Genomic DNA, 16,739 nt, shown 5'->3' with positions numbered 1-16,739 from the left:
AACCTCACATCATATTTATGAACGGCTCATTTTTTAAGAAAATGACCTGGTGATTTTTAACCACTATTCACGCATTACCATTCGTAGAAGCTGCATGAAGAATGAACCAGACTCCGGCAGCAAAACGCCATGCCTACTTCTCTGGCACACGCTCTGCAATTCCCGCTATAATCCCCAAAATTTCCAACCGGTTTAGAAACAATCATGACAAAACTCACCTTACAAGAGCAGATGCTGAAAGCGGGCCTCGTCAGCAGCAAGAAAGCGGCGAAAGTGCAGCGTACGGCAAAGAAATCACGCGTTCAGGCGCGTGAGGCTCGGGAAGCGGTAGAAGAGAACAAGAAGGCGCAGATCGAGCGTGATAAGCTGCTGAGCGAGCAGCAGAAGCAGGCCGTGCTGGCGAAAGAGTTTAAGGCGCAGGTGAAGCAGCTGATTGAGATGAACCGCATCACCGTGGCGAAAGGTAACATCACCTTTAACTTTACCGACGGTACGCTGATTAAAAAGATTGAAGTCGATAAGCAAACGCAGACCCAGCTGATCAACGGCCGTCTGGCGATTGCGCGCCTGGTTCTCAATGCTAACGGTGACTGCGACTACGCGATCATTCCGGCAGTGGTGGCCGATAAAATTGCCCAGCGCGATGCCGACAGCATCGTGTTAAACAGCGCGCTCAGCCAGGAAGAGCAGGACGAAGACGATCCGTACGCGGACTTCAAAATCCCTGACGATTTGATGTGGTAAACCGCGTTCAGAACGGGGCGGCGTGACGGGCGTTAAACGGCTCGCCGCTCACGGGATGAATAAAATTCAGCTCGCAGGCATGCAGCATCAGCCGGGGCGTTTCCTCAGCACCCGGCACGTCAAGACCGCCATACAGATCGCAGCCCAGAATCGGGTGTCCCAGCTGCTGGCAGTGAATACGCAGCTGATGGGTTCGCCCGGTCTCCGGGATCAGTTTCACCCGCGTTAACGGTAATCCCGCCCCCTGATAAAACCGTTCCACAACCTGGTAGCGGGAGCGGGCGGGTTTACCGGTAATGGCGCAGATCGACATCAGCGGGAACAGCGCCGGGTCTTTGGCAATCGGCGCATCAATAACCCCTTCATCATTTTCCACGTGGCCGCAAAGCAGGGCGCTGTAGACTTTCTCCACGCTGCGCTGGCTAAACTGCTGGCACAGTGCCGCGTTAATGGCCTTATTGCGCGCAACTACCATCAGCCCGGACGTACCAAAATCCAGACGGTGCACCAGCGTGCAGCCCGGGAACGTCTGAACCAGACGATAATGGACGGAATCAAGGTTTTGCGGATTTTTGCCCGAGAGGCTGAGCAGGCCGGAAGGCTTATCGATCAGCAGCAGATGTTCATCCTGCCAGAGGACCTGAATGTCATCGTGACACGGTGGAGCAATAAAAGAATCAATGATCGCAGACATCAGGCCGCCCGGCTGGAGAGTGGGAGCGGATGATAGCGAAATGCGGGGGAAAAGAAAAACCCTCCCACCGGGCGGTGAGAGGGTGAAGTCTTACGCTGCAACCAGGCTGTCGATGGCGGCTTTCGCGTCGGTCTGCGCTTTGGTCGCCACTTCAGGACCGTAAGCGATACCTTCCGCGAACACGAAGTTCACGTCAGTGATGCCGATGAAGCCCAGGAACAGGCTCAGGTACGGCGCAACCAGGTCGGTTGGGGTGTCTTTATGGATACCGCCACGGCTGGTCAGTACGATCGCACGCTTGCCTTTCACCAGACCTTCAGGGCCGTTCTCGGTGTAACGGAAGGTTACGCCAGCGCGCGCCACCAGGTCGAAGTAGTTCTTCAGCTGGGTTGGGATGTTGAAGTTGTACATTGGGGCGTTGATGACGATAACGTCATGTGCCTGCAGTTCAGCAATCAGCTCGTCGGACAGGGCCAGGGCTTCCTGCTGGCGTGGAGACAGCGGTGCATCGCTTGGGCGCAGCGCGCCAACCAGCTCGCCATCCAGCACAGGAATTGGGTTTGCAGCAAGGTCACGCACGGTGATTTCGTCAGCAGAATGCTGTTCACGCCACTGTTCAACGAAGTAATCAGACAGCTGACCAGACTGAGAGTACCCTGCCAGAATACTGGATTTCAAAACTAATACTTTGCTCATGGGTGATTCCTGTTGTTGCATTTGATTGAAGGGGGTTGCCCCGTTGCTTGTTGACACTCTATTCACAATCCTGCCACAGAGATAGCGCAATATATCGAAGCCTATGTTCGAATTTTTTGAATAAGGCGCGAAAGGCGTCAGTGTGGTACTCTATAGCAATCATTAAAAAGAGAGTTTATCAGGGCGTGTACTGCCCTTTAACGCTATGACAGAACAACAAAAATTCACCTTCCCGATGCTCCTGCAACAGCTCGATTCTCTGACGCTGCGCGACAAACAGCGCTTCGCCCGCCGTCTGCACGGCGTCAAGAAGGTTAAAAATCCTGATGCACAACAGGCCATTTACCAGGAGATGGCGAAAGAGATTGAACAGGCAGCAGGGAAGGTTGTGCTGCGCGAAGCTGCGCGCCCGGCGATTACCTACCCGGAAAACCTGCCCGTCAGCCAGAAGAAACAGGACATTCTTGAGGCCGTCCGCGACCACCAGGTGGTGATTGTGGCGGGTGAAACCGGTTCGGGGAAAACCACCCAGCTGCCGAAAATCTGTATGGAGCTGGGACGCGGGATCAAAGGCCTGATTGGCCACACTCAGCCGCGTCGTCTGGCGGCGCGCACCGTTGCCAACCGTATTGCCGAAGAGCTGCAGACGGAGCCGGGCGGCTGCATCGGCTACAAGGTCCGTTTCAGCGATCACGTTAGCGACAACACCATGGTCAAACTGATGACCGACGGTATTCTGCTGGCGGAAATTCAGCAGGATCGTCTGCTGATGCAGTATGACACCATCATCATTGACGAAGCGCACGAGCGCAGCCTGAACATCGACTTCCTGCTCGGCTACCTGAAAGAACTGCTGCCGCGTCGCCCGGATCTGAAAGTGATCATCACCTCCGCGACCATCGATCCGGAGCGCTTCTCGAAGCACTTCAACAATGCGCCGATTATCGAGGTGTCAGGTCGCACGTATCCCGTGGAAGTGCGCTATCGCCCGATTGTGGAAGAGGCGGATGATACCGAGCGCGACCAGCTGCAGGCCATCTTCGATGCCGTTGACGAGCTGGGTAACGAAAGCGCGGGCGACATTCTGATCTTCATGAGCGGCGAACGCGAAATCCGCGATACCGCCGATGCGCTCAGTAAGCGCGACCTGCGCCACACCGAGATCCTGCCGCTGTACGCCCGCCTGTCCAACAGCGAACAGAACCGCGTCTTCCAGCCGCACAGCGGACGCCGTATCGTCCTGGCGACCAACGTGGCGGAAACCTCGCTCACCGTGCCGGGCATTAAATACGTGATCGATCCGGGTACGGCGCGCATCAGCCGCTACAGCTACCGTACCAAGGTTCAGCGGCTGCCGATTGAGCCCGTTTCGCAGGCGTCTGCTAACCAGCGTAAGGGCCGCTGTGGCCGCGTGTCGGAAGGGATCTGTATTCGTCTCTATTCCGAAGACGATTTCCTGTCGCGTCCGGAATTTACCGACCCGGAAATTCTGCGCACCAACCTGGCGTCCGTTATCCTGCAGATGACCGCCCTGGGGCTGGGCGACATCGCGGCGTTTCCGTTCGTCGAAGCGCCGGATAAACGCAACATCCAGGACGGCGTGCGTCTGCTGGAAGAGCTCGGGGCGATCACCACCGACGAGCAGGCGACGGTCTACAAACTGACGCCGCTGGGTCGCCAGCTCAGCCAGCTGCCGGTCGACCCGCGTCTGGCACGCATGGTGCTGGAAGCGCAAAAGCACGGCTGCGTGCGCGAGGCGATGATCATTACCTCGGCGCTCTCCATTCAGGATCCGCGCGAGCGTCCGATGGACAAACAGCAGGCGTCAGACGAAAAGCACCGCCGCTTCCACGACAAAGAGTCCGATTTCCTCGCCTTTGTGAACCTGTGGAACTACCTCGGAGAGCAGCAGAAGGCGCTCTCCTCGAATCAGTTTCGCCGCCAGTGCCGCGTAGATTTCCTCAACTACCTGCGCGTGCGCGAGTGGCAGGATATCTACACCCAGCTGCGCCAGGTGGTGAAAGAGCTGGGCATTCCGGTCAACAGCGAACCGGCGGAGTACCGCGAAATCCATATCGCGCTGCTGACCGGCCTGCTGTCGCACATCGGCATGAAGGACGCGGAGAAGCAGGAATATACCGGCGCACGTAATGCGCGTTTCTCTATCTTCCCCGGTTCCGGCCTGTTCAAGAAGCCGCCAAAGTGGACCATGGTCGCGGAGCTGGTGGAAACCAGCCGCCTGTGGGGACGCATTGCCGCGCGTATCGATCCGGAATGGGTGGAGCCGGTGGCGCAGCATCTGCTTAAGCGCTCGTACAGTGAACCGCACTGGGAGCGCGCGCAGGGCGCGGTGATGGCGACCGAAAAAGTGACCGTTTACGGCCTGCCGGTCGTCGCCGCGCGTAAGGTCAACTACAGTCAGATCGATCCGGCTCTGTGCCGCGAGCTGTTTATCCGCCACGCGCTGGTGGAGGGCGACTGGCAGACGCGCCACGCCTTCTTCCGTGAAAACCTGAAGCTGCGTGCTGAAGTGGAAGAGCTGGAGCATAAATCGCGCCGCCGCGACATTCTGGTGGATGATGAAGCGCTGTTCGAGTTTTATGACCAGCGCATCAGCCACGACGTCATCTCCGCTCGCCATTTCGACAGCTGGTGGAAGAAGGCCAGCAAAGAGACGCCGGACCTGCTCAACTTTGAAAAGAGCATGCTGATTAAAGAGGGCGCGGAGTCGGTCAGCAAACTCGACTACCCGAACTTCTGGCATCAGGGCAACCTCAAGCTGCGTCTGACCTATCAGTTTGAGCCGGGGGCCGACGCGGACGGCGTGACCGTCCACATTCCGCTGCCGCTGTTAAACCAGGTGGATGAGAGCGGGTTCGAGTGGCAAATCCCCGGCCTGCGTCGCGAGCTGGTGATTGCGCTGATCAAATCCCTGCCGAAACCGGTTCGCCGCAACTTTGTGCCTGCGCCAAACTACGCGGAAGCGTTTTTGGGCCGCGTCACACCGCTGGAGCTGCCGCTGCTGGACGCGCTGGAGCGTGAGTTCCGCCGCATGACCGGAACGACCATCGACCGCGACGACTGGAACTGGGATCAGGTGCCCGATCACCTGAAAATCAGCTTCCGCGTGGTGGACGATAAAAATAAAAAGCTGCTGGAAGGGCGTTCCCTGAGCGAGCTGAAAGAGGCGCTGAAAGGCAAAGTCCAGGAGACGCTGTCTGCGGTGGCCGACGACGGCATCGAGCAGAGCGGGCTGCACATCTGGAGCTTTGGCCAGCTTCCGGAAAGCTACGAGCAGAAGCGCGGTAACTATAAGGTGAAAGCCTGGCCTGCGCTGGTTGACGAGCGCGACAGCGTGGCGATCAAACTGTTTGATAACCCGCAGGAACAGCAGCAGATGATGTGGCGCGGGCTGCGTCGTCTGCTGTTGCTCAACATCCCGTCGCCGATCAAGTATCTGCACGAGAAGCTGCCGAACAAGGCCAAGCTGGGGCTCTACTTTAACCCGTACGGCAAAGTGCTGGATCTGATTGACGACTGCATCTCCTGTGGCGTGGACAAACTGATCCACGAGGCGGGCGGTCCGGTCTGGACGGAAGAGGGCTTTGCTCAGCTGCATGAAAAGGTGCGCGCGGAGCTGAACGACACCGTGGTGGAGATTGCCAAACAGGTCGAGCAGATCCTCACCACCGTGTTCAATATCAACAAGCGTCTGAAAGGGCGCGTGGATATGACCATGGCGTTGGGGCTGTCTGACGTGAAGGCGCAGATGGCGGGGCTGGTTTACCGCGGCTTCGTTACCGGCAACGGCTTCAACCGTCTTGGCGATACGCTGCGCTATCTGCAGGCGATTGAAAAACGGCTGGAGAAAATGGCTATCGACCCGCACCGCGACCGCGCGCAGATGCTGAAAGTGGAGAGCGTGCAGCAGGCGTGGCAGCAGTGGCTGAACAAGCTGCCGCCAGCGCGCCGCGACGATGAAGACGTGCAGGCGATCCGCTGGATGATCGAGGAGCTGCGCGTCAGCTTCTTTGCCCAGCAGCTCGGGACGCCGTATCCGATTTCGGATAAGCGTATCCTTCAGGCGATGGAGCAGATTTCCGGTTAAACCCTTGCCCGGTGGCGCTGCGCTTACCGGGCCTACGGGAGAACGGGTAGGCCGGGTAAGGCGTAGCCGCCACCCGGCTGGTTATCGTTCTACAATCGCCAGCGTAAACCCATCCCAACCCTTAATCCCCACCGTTTGCAGCGCGGTGGCGGTTAAGCGCGGGTTATCCCCCATCATCTCAATAAAACGCCGCACGCCCAGCACGCGCGCGTCGTCGCTTTCCCCGTTGATTACCTCTCCGTCACGCACCACGTTATCGCCGATAATTACCGTGCCGGGGCGGGAGTAGTGCAGCGCCCATTCCAGATAGCCGGGATTGTTTGGCTTATCGGCATCAATAAAGATCAGGTCGAACGGCGGAACCTCACCGAAATTCTCCAGCGAACTCAGGGCCGGGCCTTCAATTAATTCAATACGTTCGTCTAGCCCCGCGAGGTGAATATTCTGGCGGGCAACCCCGGCATGCGTCGGATCGGCCTCAAGCGTAATCAGCTTACCGTCCGGCGGCAGCGCACGCGCCATCCAGATTGAGCTGTAGGCACCCAGCGTCCCAATCTCAAGAATGCGTCTTGTCTGCGTCATGCGCACGAACAGCGCCAGCAGCTGCCCCTGATTGGCCGCGACATCGTGTTCGGGTAGCCCGGCGCGCTTGTTGTTTTCCAGCACCTGATTCAGTACGTCATCGTCAGGAATCAGCGAAGAAATCATGAAATTATCAACTGCAGACCACTGTTGTTGCATAGATTGTCTCCTGAGGGGGAATCGCCGGGTGGCGGCTGCGCCTTACCCGGCCTACGGGGTGAAATGTTTCAGGCACTGACCCAGCCGCCGCCCAGCGCTTTATACAAATCAATCTGCGCCAGCAGCAGGTTATTTTTCACCTGCACGACGCTGGTCTGGACCGAGAACAGCGTGCGCTGCGCGTCCAGCACGTCAAGATAGGAGGAATAACCGTTGCGATAGCGATTCTGCGCAATGCGCAGCGTCTCCTGCGCCACATCCTGCTGGGCAAGCAGCTCCGTCAGCTGTTCCTGATAGCGACTTATCGCATCAAGGCTGTTGTTCACTTCGGCAAACGCGTTACGCACGGTTTTTTCATAGGCGTACAGCGCCTGGTTACGCTGGGACTGGGAAATGTCCACCTGCGCATTCAGCGCCTGACGGTTCAGCAGCGGGGCGAGAATACTTCCCCCTGCGCTCCAGAGCTGAAGCGGGTTGTCCAGCAGGCCGGAAAGGGTGCGATCCTGAACCGATCCGCTGGCGGTCAGGTTGATCGACGGCAGCAGGCTGGCGCGCGACGCCGCGAGCGAGGCATCCGCCGCCACCAGCTGGCGTTCGGCCTGGACGATATCCGGGCGGCGGTTCAGGAGCGTAGAAGGCAGTTGCGACGGCAGCGTCAGCGGCGTCAGTGCCGCGAAGCTTGCGCTGCGCGCCACGTCGCCCGGGTTGCTTCCCAGCAGCAGGCTCAGGGCATTCTCCTGCTGTGCAATCTGGTGCTGCAGCACGGGCACCTGCGCCCGCGTCGAGCGCAGTTCGGAATCCGACTGCATCAGCTCCAGGCGCGAGCTGTAGCCCGTCTCAAACTGACGTTTCGCGAGGTTAAAGGCCTCCTCGCGCGATTTCAGCGTGGACTCGGTCACGCGCAGCTGTTCATCCAGCGCGAGGAGAGTGACATAGCCGGAGGCAACGGAGGAGGCAACGGTCAAATCCGCGGCCGCGGCGGCGGCTTTTTGCGCCTCCAGCGAGGCTTCGGCAGCGCGCGAGGTGCTGCGGTTGACGCCCCAGATATCCACGTCATAGCTTGCCGTCAGGCTCCCTTTGTACAATGTGCCGTAAACCGGCAGCCCGGTCGCAGCGGATTGTGAACGGGCGCGCGTCCCGGTTACGCCTGCATCAAGCGAAGGAAACAGGCTGCCGTCGGCCGCATAGACCCGCGCCTGATACTCGTTTATCCGTTCGCGGGCGATCAGCACGTCGCTGTTATGCTGCAGCGCCTGATCCACATAGCGGTTCAGGTGGTTGTCATGGAAATTACGCCACCAGAGCTGCTCCGTCGGGCTGGCAGGGCCGGAGACGGTGCGCCACTGGGTGGGGATGTGCAGCGTCGGCTGCGCCGGCTTGACGTCAACGGACTGGCATCCGGCCAGCATGACCGCCGCCACCAGCACGGCTATCGGGCGAAGGATCATTACTTCGCCTCCCGCGTATCAATGGTCACCTGTACCGACATACCCGGACGCAGCAGCGCGGAATCTTCTGGCTTACCGAGCACCTCAATGCGCACCGGAATACGCTGGGCTATTTTGACAAAGTTGCCTGTGGCGTTGTCCGGCGTGATGGCGCTGAACTCCACGCCGGTTGCCGGGGAGATGCTCTCCACGCGGCCCTGATACGCTTTGTTGTTCAGGGCATCAACGGTGAATTTCACCGGCTGACCGACGCGCAGCTCCGCGAGCTGGGTCTCTTTAATGTTGGCGATGACCCAGTGCTGCGGCGGCACCAGGGTGGTGAGGTGCGTCCCGGCGGTCACGTAGGCCCCGAGACGCACGGCGATCTGGCCGAGCTGACCGTCACGCGGTGCCACAATGCGGGTGTTTTGCAGGTCAATCTGCGCCAGCTCCAGCGCCGCTTTGGCGTTTTCAACATCCGCCTCCAGCGCACCGCGATTGACAATCACCGTCTGCAGATCCTGACGCGACATCTCAAGCGCGGCTTTCGCCTGGTCGATATCGGCGCTGCCCTGAGCGGCACTGGCCAGCGCCGCGTCGCGCTCGCGAATGGAAAGCGAGCCGTCAGACGTCAGCTCTTTCACCCGCTTTAAATCCGCCTGGCTTTTCAGGCTCTGGGCACGGGCATTTTTCAGCGCCGCGTCATTTTTGGCGATCGTTGCTTCGGCGCTTTTACGCTGCTGCAGGTTGTTATTCAGGGCGGCAATTTTCATCGCCAGCTGCGCCTCGGCCTGGTGCACGCGCTGACGGTAGATACGGTCATCAATCTGCAACAGCAGGTCACCTTTTTTGACCTGCACAAAGTCCTGAACCTTCACCTCGGTGATATAGCCGTTCACCTGCGGGCTGATAAACGTCGTCTGGCCGCGCACGTAGGCGTTATCGGTAAACTGCGCGTGACGGGTGAACGGCGGCAGTTGCCACGCATAAAGGATCACCAGCACGCCGACGATACCGATGGCGGCGGCGGTGAAAACGGAAACAATGCGCACATTTTTGCGGGTGTTGGCCTGCTCTTTGGCGGCATCCTGCTGACTCATAAACTCTCCAGAACTCTTTCAATTATTTGTTGCCGGTGGCGTTCTTCAGCGCCAGACGGGCAGTGATGCGCAGGCGCAGCAAGCGCCATAAAATCCAGACCAGCGTGGCGGCAGCGATGCTCGCCGTCAGCAGATAAGTATCGTTATAAGCCAGAATATTCGCCTCCAGCGCGGTGACCGTTTGCAGCTGCGTTATCGCCTGGGTTCCCAGCAGCGCGCTGTCGCCAATCAGGCTTTTGTACATCTGGGTATAAAGCTGAATTCGCTCGTTGACCAGCGGGTTGAGCGTGGTGAGCTGGTCCGCCAGCAGGCTGGAGTGGTACTTCTCGCGCCAGGTCTGGAAGGTGCCGAGGATCGCGGAGCCCAGCAGGCCGCCGAGGTTCTGGCTCATGCCAAACATTACCGAGAAGCTGACCAGGTTACGCGGGTCGGCGATCACCCCGCCAATGGCGGCCAGCATAGCGGGCGCCAGGAAGAAGGCGCTGCCGAAGCCCAGCAGGAACTGGCTTACCATCAGCTGATCCGGACGGGTCAGGTTGTTGGACTGGCTGTCCAGCAGCGAGGCAACAATCATCAGCGCCAGAGACGTGATGATTGGCCACGCCAGTTTCGTTGGCTTGATGGTGAGACAGCTGGTGACGATCCCACAGACGATCCCGGCGAAAATAGACCACGCCAGGTGCGTCATCTGCTCGTTCTGTAAGCCCACATACTGCAGCCAGCCGATGACGCCGGTGTTCTGCTCGGCCAGCACGATTCGGATCAGCAGCATAATTAGCCCCAGTCGGACGATGCTGCCGCTCGACAGCCAGCGGGTGTTCAGCAGCGGGTTGCTGCGGTTATGTTCAAAGACGATGGCTGCGACAATCAGCACCAGCGATAGCGCCAGCGACCAGCCGATCCACGGCGCTTCGAACCACCAGTCCAGACGGCCTAAAGAGAGCACGGCGCAGAGGAGAGCCATCCCGGGGGCCATTAAAAAGAAGGTGATAAAGTCTTTTTTCTCGAAGACCTTGCGCCGGTCGCCCGGCGGCAGTTTTAAGGCGATGACGCAGGCCAGGGAGATCAGCGCCAGCCCCAGTTCGAAGAAATAGAGCCCGCGCCACTCGTCCAACTGCAGCAGCTCGGTTGAAAACAGGCGGGCCAGCGGGATGGCGAGCGACGATCCGGTGATGCCGATGGTCAGTGCCTTCAGGCGGTGCTTCGCAGGCCAGGCCTGGATCTGATAGTAAATCCCCAGCGAGCTGAGCGCGGCGGCCACCATGCCGTGCGCGGCGCGCACCATCAGCGCCGAGCTGAGATCGTTTACGAAAAGATGGAAGAAGGTGACCAGTACGTACAGCACCAGAAAACCTTCCGTAAAGGCGCGCAAACCGTACTGCTGGCGGAATTTCACCAGCAGCAGGTTGATGGAGATGTTGGTCATCACATAGACCGCGGGCAGCCAGGCGATTTCGGTGGACCAGGCCCCGAAAGTCCCCTGCAAATTTTGCAGGTTGGCGGTCACCACCGCATTCCCCAGCGCCCCCGTCAGGCAGACCAGCAGGCCCACGACGCCGTAGGCAATGCGTTTTGGCGTACTGTGTTCTGGCGTGGAGGGCGAACCCAACAGGGCGGGTTTCTCATGTGGCTGCCACTCGCGAGGAGCATAAGGGTCGCGTTCGGGCAGGCGCATAACGTCGTTTACCTTAGAAATGATTGAATAATTAGCGGGCTAGCGATTCTACGACTCCCGCAAATGATAATTCAAGTGAATATGATTTACGCATGTTAATCAAATGGTGAAGGGAAATTTAAGGAAAAAGAGCGGCCCGCAGGACGGGCCGGGAAGGGTCAGAGACGTTCGGGCTGCGCCTGGATGAGAGTGGCGCGCTTAACGCGGCTGGCGCAGAAAATCGCGATTAAAGAAATGGTCACCGTGACGGCAAGATACCAGGCCACCGGTACCCAGTCGCCGTCGTATTTTGCCAGCAGTCCGGTCGCAATCAACGGCGCGGTACCGCCTGCCAGCGCGGCACCCAACTGATAGCCTAGAGTAATGCCGGTGTAGCGCACGTTTGCACTAAAGATTTCAGAGCACAGCGTGCCGAGTACCGCGGTGACAGGTGCCCACAGCACGCCAAAGGCGATGACCGTCGCGAGCACGATACCCCATGTGGTGCCGGTATTGAGCAGCATAAACCACGGTACGATAAACAGGCCCAGCACGAAGACGCTGATCGCGTACATGCGCTGACGGCCTACCTTATCGGAGAGCAGCCCCATTAGCGGGATCATAATGGTCGCCACCAGCGCACCCAGCGTCACGGCTTCCAGCGCCTGCGATTTCTGATACGTCAACGTGCTGGTGGCATAGCTCACCACGAAGGTTGAGAAGATGTAGAAGGGGGCGGTTTCAACCACCTTCAGACCGGCGGCAATCAGCACTTCGCGCCAGTGATGCTTCAGCGTATCGCGCAGGGGAGCCTTAGCCACCTGACCGGACGCTTTGACTCGCTGAAAATCGGGCGTTTCATCAATATCTTTGCGGATCCACAGGCCGAGCAACACCAGAACCGAGCTCAGCAGGAACGGGATGCGCCAGCCCCAGGAGAGGAAATCCGCCTCGCTGAACAGGGTCATCAGCGAAACGATAAAAGTTGCCATCAGCATACCGATGGTGACGCCCGCCTGCGGAATACTGCCGAAGAAGCCTTTACGTTTTTCTGGCGCATATTCATAGGCCAGCAGTAGCGCGCCGCCCCATTCACCGCCAATGCCCATCCCCTGAATGATACGCATCAGGATCAGCAGAGCGGGCGCCCACAGGCCAATCATCTCATACGTGGGCAGCAGGCCAATCATGACGGTTGCACCTCCCATCAAAGAGAGGGTCAACACGAGGGTTTTTTTACGTCCGATGCGGTCGCCAATGTGGGCGAAAAGTACCCCGCCAATCGGGCGAATAAAGAAGGTTAAGGAGAAAGAGAGATAAGAGAGAATGAGTCCGATCACCGGATCGACCATCGGGAAAAAGATCTTATTGAAGACCAGCGCGGCCGCCGTACCGTAGAGAAAATAGTCAAACCATTCAATGGCGCTCCCGGTAAGGCTGGCGATTAACACCTTTTTATTTTTACGTAACACCGTCGTCGTACTTTCATGTTCTGTCATGACCTGAAACCCCGCCACGTTGATGATGAGAGAGGTGTCACCTGGCGCGCTTCAGGTGCAACCTGTGATGATGAAAAAGGTTGTGAAATTGTTAAGCAACTTAGGGTTGGATGTTGCGTTTGGCAAGCGCAGGGGGGATAAAACTGGTCAGATCACGGTGAAATAAGTAGCGCTGGGTGCTTTTTCATGACGCCTGAACAATACAATGTTTTGTAGGGCTGGAAATCAAAAGCATAATAGGCAGGTGCAACCCGATGATTTTTGGATGTTTCTGGTTATTTCAGAAAAATGATAAATTCGGTGCTTCAACAACGTGAGGAGTTCACCATGGTTCAGCCCCATTTTCCCGTTCTGGCGAATGCCACGCTGGCGGCCATCAATACTGTCGGTGAATGGCTGGCGCAGGATGACCTGAGCGCGACGCGTCCGCTCCCGGAAGTCGATGCGGTAATTCTGGCAGGAAACGCGGTGATCCCAACCATTGACGCGGCCTGCCGGATGGCCTCTCAGCAAGACGTGCCGCTTCTGATTAGCGGCGGCATCGGGCATTCGACCACCTTTTTATACGACGCCATCCGCAGTCATCCGCGTTACCACACCGTACAGGTCACCGGGCGGCCTGAAGCGAGCATTCTTGCCGACATTGCGCGGGCGTTCTGGCAGATCCCCGAGGCGCAGCTGTGGGTTGAGGATCGCTCCACCAACTGCGGTGAAAACGCGCGCTTTAGCTGGAACTTGCTGAAACAGCATAATCGAACGACCGGGCGGATGCTGGTGGTGCAGGATCCGACGATGCAGCGCCGTACCATGGCGACGTTTGCCCGCGTTTGTCGGGATGAGCCCGTTTCACCGCAGTGGCTCAGCCATCCGGGGTTTACGCCGACACTGCAAAACGGAAACGAGGGCGTGGAATTCAGCGAGGGCAACACCGGCCTGTGGCCCGTTGACCGTTACCTTTCACTGGTTATGGGGGAACTGCCGCGCCTGTATGATAACGCCAACGGCTATGGCCCGGCCGGGCGGGATTATATTGCTCACGTTGAATTCCCCGAGGCCGTCACCGCCGCATGGAAACAGCTGCAGCAGGATCCTGTCCTGAAGGGTGCACGTAATATAATTTAGGCACGGAACAATCCCCTCGCCCCTTTGGGGAGAGGGTTAGGGTGAGGGGTAGGTGGGAAAAATCACAGCGCCGCAAACTTATCCAGCGTCCGCACCAGCTGCGTCACAAACCCATACTCGTTGTCATACCAGGCAACGGCTTTCACCAGCTGAAGGTCTCCCGCTTCTGACACCTCCGTCTGCGTGGCGTCAAACACTGAACCATAATGTGAACCAATCACATCTGACGACACGATCTCTTCATCGGTGTACCCGAACGATTTATTGCCTTGCGTCGCCTTTTTCAGCGCGGCGTTGATCTCCTCAACGGTCACTTTCTTGCCCAGAATGGCCACCAGTTCGGTAACGGAGCCCGTTTTAACCGGCACGCGCTGCGCGTGGCCTTTCAGTTTGCCGCTGAGCGCAGGGATCACCAGACCAATGGCTTTGGCGGCGCCGGTGGTATGCGGAATGATATTCTCTGCCGCCGCCCGCGAGGCGCGAAGATCTTTCCCGCGCGGGCCATCCACCAGCGCCTGGGTACCGGTATAGGCGTGAATGGTGGTCATGGTGCCCACCTTAATTTCAAACGCGTCGTTCAGGGCTTTCGCCAGCGGGGCGAGGCAGTTGGTGGTGCAGGAGGCGACGGAGATGATGGTATCACCGGCGTCAATGGTGTCGTCGTTCACGCTGTAGACGATGGTTTTCATGTCGCCCGCAGGCGCAGAGATCAGCACCTTCTTCGCGCCCGCGTCCAGGTGCGCCCGTGATTTTTCTTCAGACGTATAAAAGCCGGTGCACTCCACGACGATATCCACACCGGCGGTTTTCCACGGAATATGCTTTGCCTCTTTTTCGGCATAGACAGCTATGGTTTTACCGTCAACAATCAGCGCATCCTCGGTGAAATCCACGCTCCACGGGAAGCCACCGTAGTTGGAATCATGCCTGAGCAGGTAGGCCAGCACTTTCGGGGAGGTGAGGTCGTTGATGGCGACGACGGTATTACTGTCCTGGGTTTCAAGAAGGCGACGCAGAACAAGACGTCCGATGCGTCCAAAGCCGTTAATGCCAATTTTACTCATGGTGTTCTCCTGTAAACGTGTCGATGCGACAGTTTGAACTCATCCAGGCTTAGACCATCACGGGCAGGGCGGCAATTGAAGATGCTTCATGCGGGGGGAAGTATTTGAAAAACCATACAGAAAAGTTAATGAATTTTTAAGGAAAGGGGATTATGTTGGCGCGGTAACTGTTTTTAATCGAGAAATCACATGCGCACTAAATATACAAGCCTGCAAATCGGCATCCACTGGCTGGTGTTTCTGTTAATCATCGTCGCCTACTGCGCGATGGAGTTCAGAGGTTTCTTCCCGCGCACCGCGCGTCCGGCGATCAATATGATCCACGTCTCATGCGGGATCGGTATTCTGGTGCTGATGGTGACGCGTCTGCTGGTTCGCCTGAAGTTCCGCGCGCCGCCGATTCAACCGAAGCCAAAAGCGATGGTGACGGGGATGTCTCATCTGGGGCATCTGGTGGTGTATCTGCTGTTTATTGCGCTGCCGCTGATTGGCATTGTGATGATGTATAACCGGGGCAGCGACTGGTTTGCCTTTGGCCTGGCGATGCCGCATGCGGCGGAGTCCAATTTTGACCTGGTGGATACGCTGAAGGCATGGCACGAGACGCTGGCAAACCTGGGCTATTTTGTGATTGGCCTGCACGCGGCGGCGGCGCTGATGCATCACTATTTCTGGAAAGATAATACTCTTCTGCGCATGATGCCGAAAAAGCGTTCGTAGTCTTCTCGCCCGGCGGCGCTTCGCTTGCACGGGCCTACAAACGGCTCTGAATCGTAGGCCGGGTAAGCGCAGCGCTACCCGGCTTGTTTTTAACCCAACAGAGCACGCTCTTCGGCACTTAATGCCAGCACCTGGGTTGACCCCGTCTCAGACGACTTCACCGCCGCTTCCAGCACGGCCATGACTGCCAGTGCCTCAACCGGGTGGACCGGATTGGCGATTTTCCCAAGCAACGCGTCACGCACACTGATGTAATACTGGCGCTGATCGCCTTTCGGGGTAGGGATCGTCTGCGATGCGCCGTCAGCGCCAAAGAACACCATACTGTCGCTGTCTTCGCCCCAGGCTTCACTCCCAGGGATAACCCCGGAGAGCAGCTGTGCTTCCTGCTGATCGATTCTGGCCTTCACCACGCTGCCCTTGTCCCCGTGGACGGCAAAGCGCGCCGTTCCGCCTGCCACCAGCATGCTGGCGTGCAGAATCACCTTATGCTCCGGATAGTTTAAGACCACGTGCGCCCAGTCGTTGATTTCTGCGCCGTCGCGCAGCGTCGCGATATTCCCCTGAACCGACTGCGGCAGACCAAAGAGCTGTAGCGTCTGGTCGATAAGATGAGGCCCCAGGTCAAACCACAGGCCGCTCCCGGGGACATTCTGCTCACGCCAGCGCACGCGCACTTCCGGGCGGAAGCGGTCGATATGCGACTCCAGGTGCTTAACCTTGCCGAGCGTGCCTTGCTCAATGACCTGCTTAATGCCGAGGAAATCGCTGTCCCAGCGGCGATTGTGGAAGACAGAAAGCAGTCGCTGCTTTTCATCCGCCAGCGCAATCAGGTCGCGGGCTTCCTGCATGTCGAGGGTGAAAGGCTTATCCACGACCACGTGTTTACCTGCGTTCAGGGCCAGCGTCGCCAGCGGGGCGTGCGTGGCGTTGGGGGAGGCAATCACCACCAGGTCAACATCAGGATGCTGAATAGCCTCTTCAGGGGTGGCGACCACCTCTACGTCCGGCAGATCGCGTTTCACCTTCTCTTCATCACGAGAAGAGACCACGGCCAGCTTAAGCCCGTCCACAGACTGGATTAACGGGGCATGGAAAGTTTTGCCCACAAATCCATACCCGATCAGCGCAATGTTAATTGTTCGAACTGTACTCATGAACTTCTCCACG

Annotated in this window: 13 protein-coding genes; 4 read left to right on the top strand and 9 right to left on the bottom strand. The window is 58.2% G+C overall.

The window, feature by feature from the left end:
* Window positions 1–204 precede the first annotated feature (204 nt).
* Window positions 205–744, top strand: coding sequence for a DUF2058 domain-containing protein (locus BFG58_RS03720; RefSeq protein WP_008502315.1), 540 nt, complete (start codon window positions 205–207; stop codon window positions 742–744).
* Window positions 745–751: 7 nt separating this feature from the next.
* On the opposite strand, the gene BFG58_RS03715 is transcribed toward BFG58_RS03720, so the two are convergent.
* On the bottom strand, window positions 752–1,438 hold the full coding sequence (locus BFG58_RS03715; RefSeq protein WP_069719269.1) for an RluA family pseudouridine synthase: 687 nt from the start codon (window positions 1,436–1,438) through the stop codon (window positions 752–754).
* 90 nt (window positions 1,439–1,528) lie between these two features.
* Window positions 1,529–2,134: an FMN-dependent NADH-azoreductase gene (azoR, locus tag BFG58_RS03710; RefSeq protein ID WP_008502313.1), complete on the bottom strand. Its 606-nt coding sequence runs from the start codon at window positions 2,132–2,134 to the stop codon at window positions 1,529–1,531.
* Between the two features lie 205 nt (window positions 2,135–2,339).
* On the opposite strand from azoR, the gene hrpA reads away from it, so the two are divergent.
* Window positions 2,340–6,242, top strand: coding sequence for an ATP-dependent RNA helicase HrpA (gene hrpA / locus BFG58_RS03705; RefSeq protein ID WP_048223098.1), 3,903 nt, complete (start codon window positions 2,340–2,342; stop codon window positions 6,240–6,242).
* Between the two features lie 81 nt (window positions 6,243–6,323).
* Here the strand turns inward: hrpA and BFG58_RS03700 are convergent, their stop codons facing one another.
* The 5 genes from BFG58_RS03700 to BFG58_RS03680 all read right to left on the bottom strand — a co-directional run bounded on the left by BFG58_RS03700 (window position 6,324) and on the right by BFG58_RS03680 (window position 12,663).
* Window positions 6,324–6,983, bottom strand: a complete 660-nt coding sequence (locus BFG58_RS03700; protein ID WP_069719268.1) for an O-methyltransferase — start codon at window positions 6,981–6,983, stop codon at window positions 6,324–6,326.
* A gap of 68 nt (window positions 6,984–7,051) precedes the next feature.
* Window positions 7,052–8,431: an efflux transporter outer membrane subunit gene (locus tag BFG58_RS03695; protein WP_069719267.1), complete on the bottom strand. Its 1,380-nt coding sequence runs from the start codon at window positions 8,429–8,431 to the stop codon at window positions 7,052–7,054.
* Window positions 8,431–9,510, bottom strand: coding sequence for an HlyD family secretion protein (locus BFG58_RS03690; protein ID WP_048223106.1), 1,080 nt, complete (start codon window positions 9,508–9,510; stop codon window positions 8,431–8,433). Before BFG58_RS03690 ends, BFG58_RS03695 begins: the two co-directional genes overlap by 1 nt.
* A 22-nt stretch (window positions 9,511–9,532) precedes the next feature.
* Window positions 9,533–11,185 carry an MFS transporter gene (locus BFG58_RS03685; protein ID WP_045910485.1) on the bottom strand — a complete coding sequence of 551 codons (1,653 nt, stop codon included), beginning with the start codon at window positions 11,183–11,185 and terminating at the stop codon, window positions 9,533–9,535.
* A 158-nt stretch (window positions 11,186–11,343) separates the two neighbouring features.
* Window positions 11,344–12,663 (bottom strand): MFS transporter, encoded by a 1,320-nt coding sequence (locus tag BFG58_RS03680; RefSeq protein WP_046092563.1) that lies wholly within the window; start codon window positions 12,661–12,663, stop codon window positions 11,344–11,346.
* A 327-nt stretch (window positions 12,664–12,990) separates the two neighbouring features.
* On the opposite strand from BFG58_RS03680, the gene BFG58_RS03675 reads away from it, so the two are divergent.
* Entirely contained in the window at window positions 12,991–13,785 is a 795-nt protein-coding gene (locus tag BFG58_RS03675) for a YdcF family protein (protein ID WP_069719266.1), read from the top strand.
* A gap of 62 nt (window positions 13,786–13,847) precedes the next feature.
* Here BFG58_RS03675 and gap read toward each other — a convergent pair whose 3' ends face one another.
* Complete coding sequence (gene gap, locus BFG58_RS03670) at window positions 13,848–14,849, bottom strand: type I glyceraldehyde-3-phosphate dehydrogenase (RefSeq protein WP_024908382.1); 1,002 nt, start codon at window positions 14,847–14,849, stop codon at window positions 13,848–13,850.
* 189 nt (window positions 14,850–15,038) lie between these two features.
* Between gap and cybB the strand changes: the two genes are divergently transcribed.
* The gene (cybB, locus tag BFG58_RS03665; protein WP_045910487.1) at window positions 15,039–15,569 is read left to right on the top strand and encodes a cytochrome b561; all 531 of its coding nucleotides are present in this window, start codon (window positions 15,039–15,041) and stop codon (window positions 15,567–15,569) included.
* 89 nt (window positions 15,570–15,658) lie between these two features.
* Here the strand turns inward: cybB and BFG58_RS03660 are convergent, their stop codons facing one another.
* Window positions 15,659–16,726, bottom strand: a complete 1,068-nt coding sequence (locus BFG58_RS03660; RefSeq protein ID WP_069719265.1) for an oxidoreductase — start codon at window positions 16,724–16,726, stop codon at window positions 15,659–15,661.
* Window positions 16,727–16,739: the final 13 nt, after the last annotated feature.

The organism is Enterobacter sp. ku-bf2 (assembly GCF_001742765.1).
GTDB lineage: Bacteria > Pseudomonadota > Gammaproteobacteria > Enterobacterales > Enterobacteriaceae > Enterobacter > Enterobacter quasiroggenkampii.
This window is presented reverse-complemented; position numbering and strand designations above follow the sequence as displayed.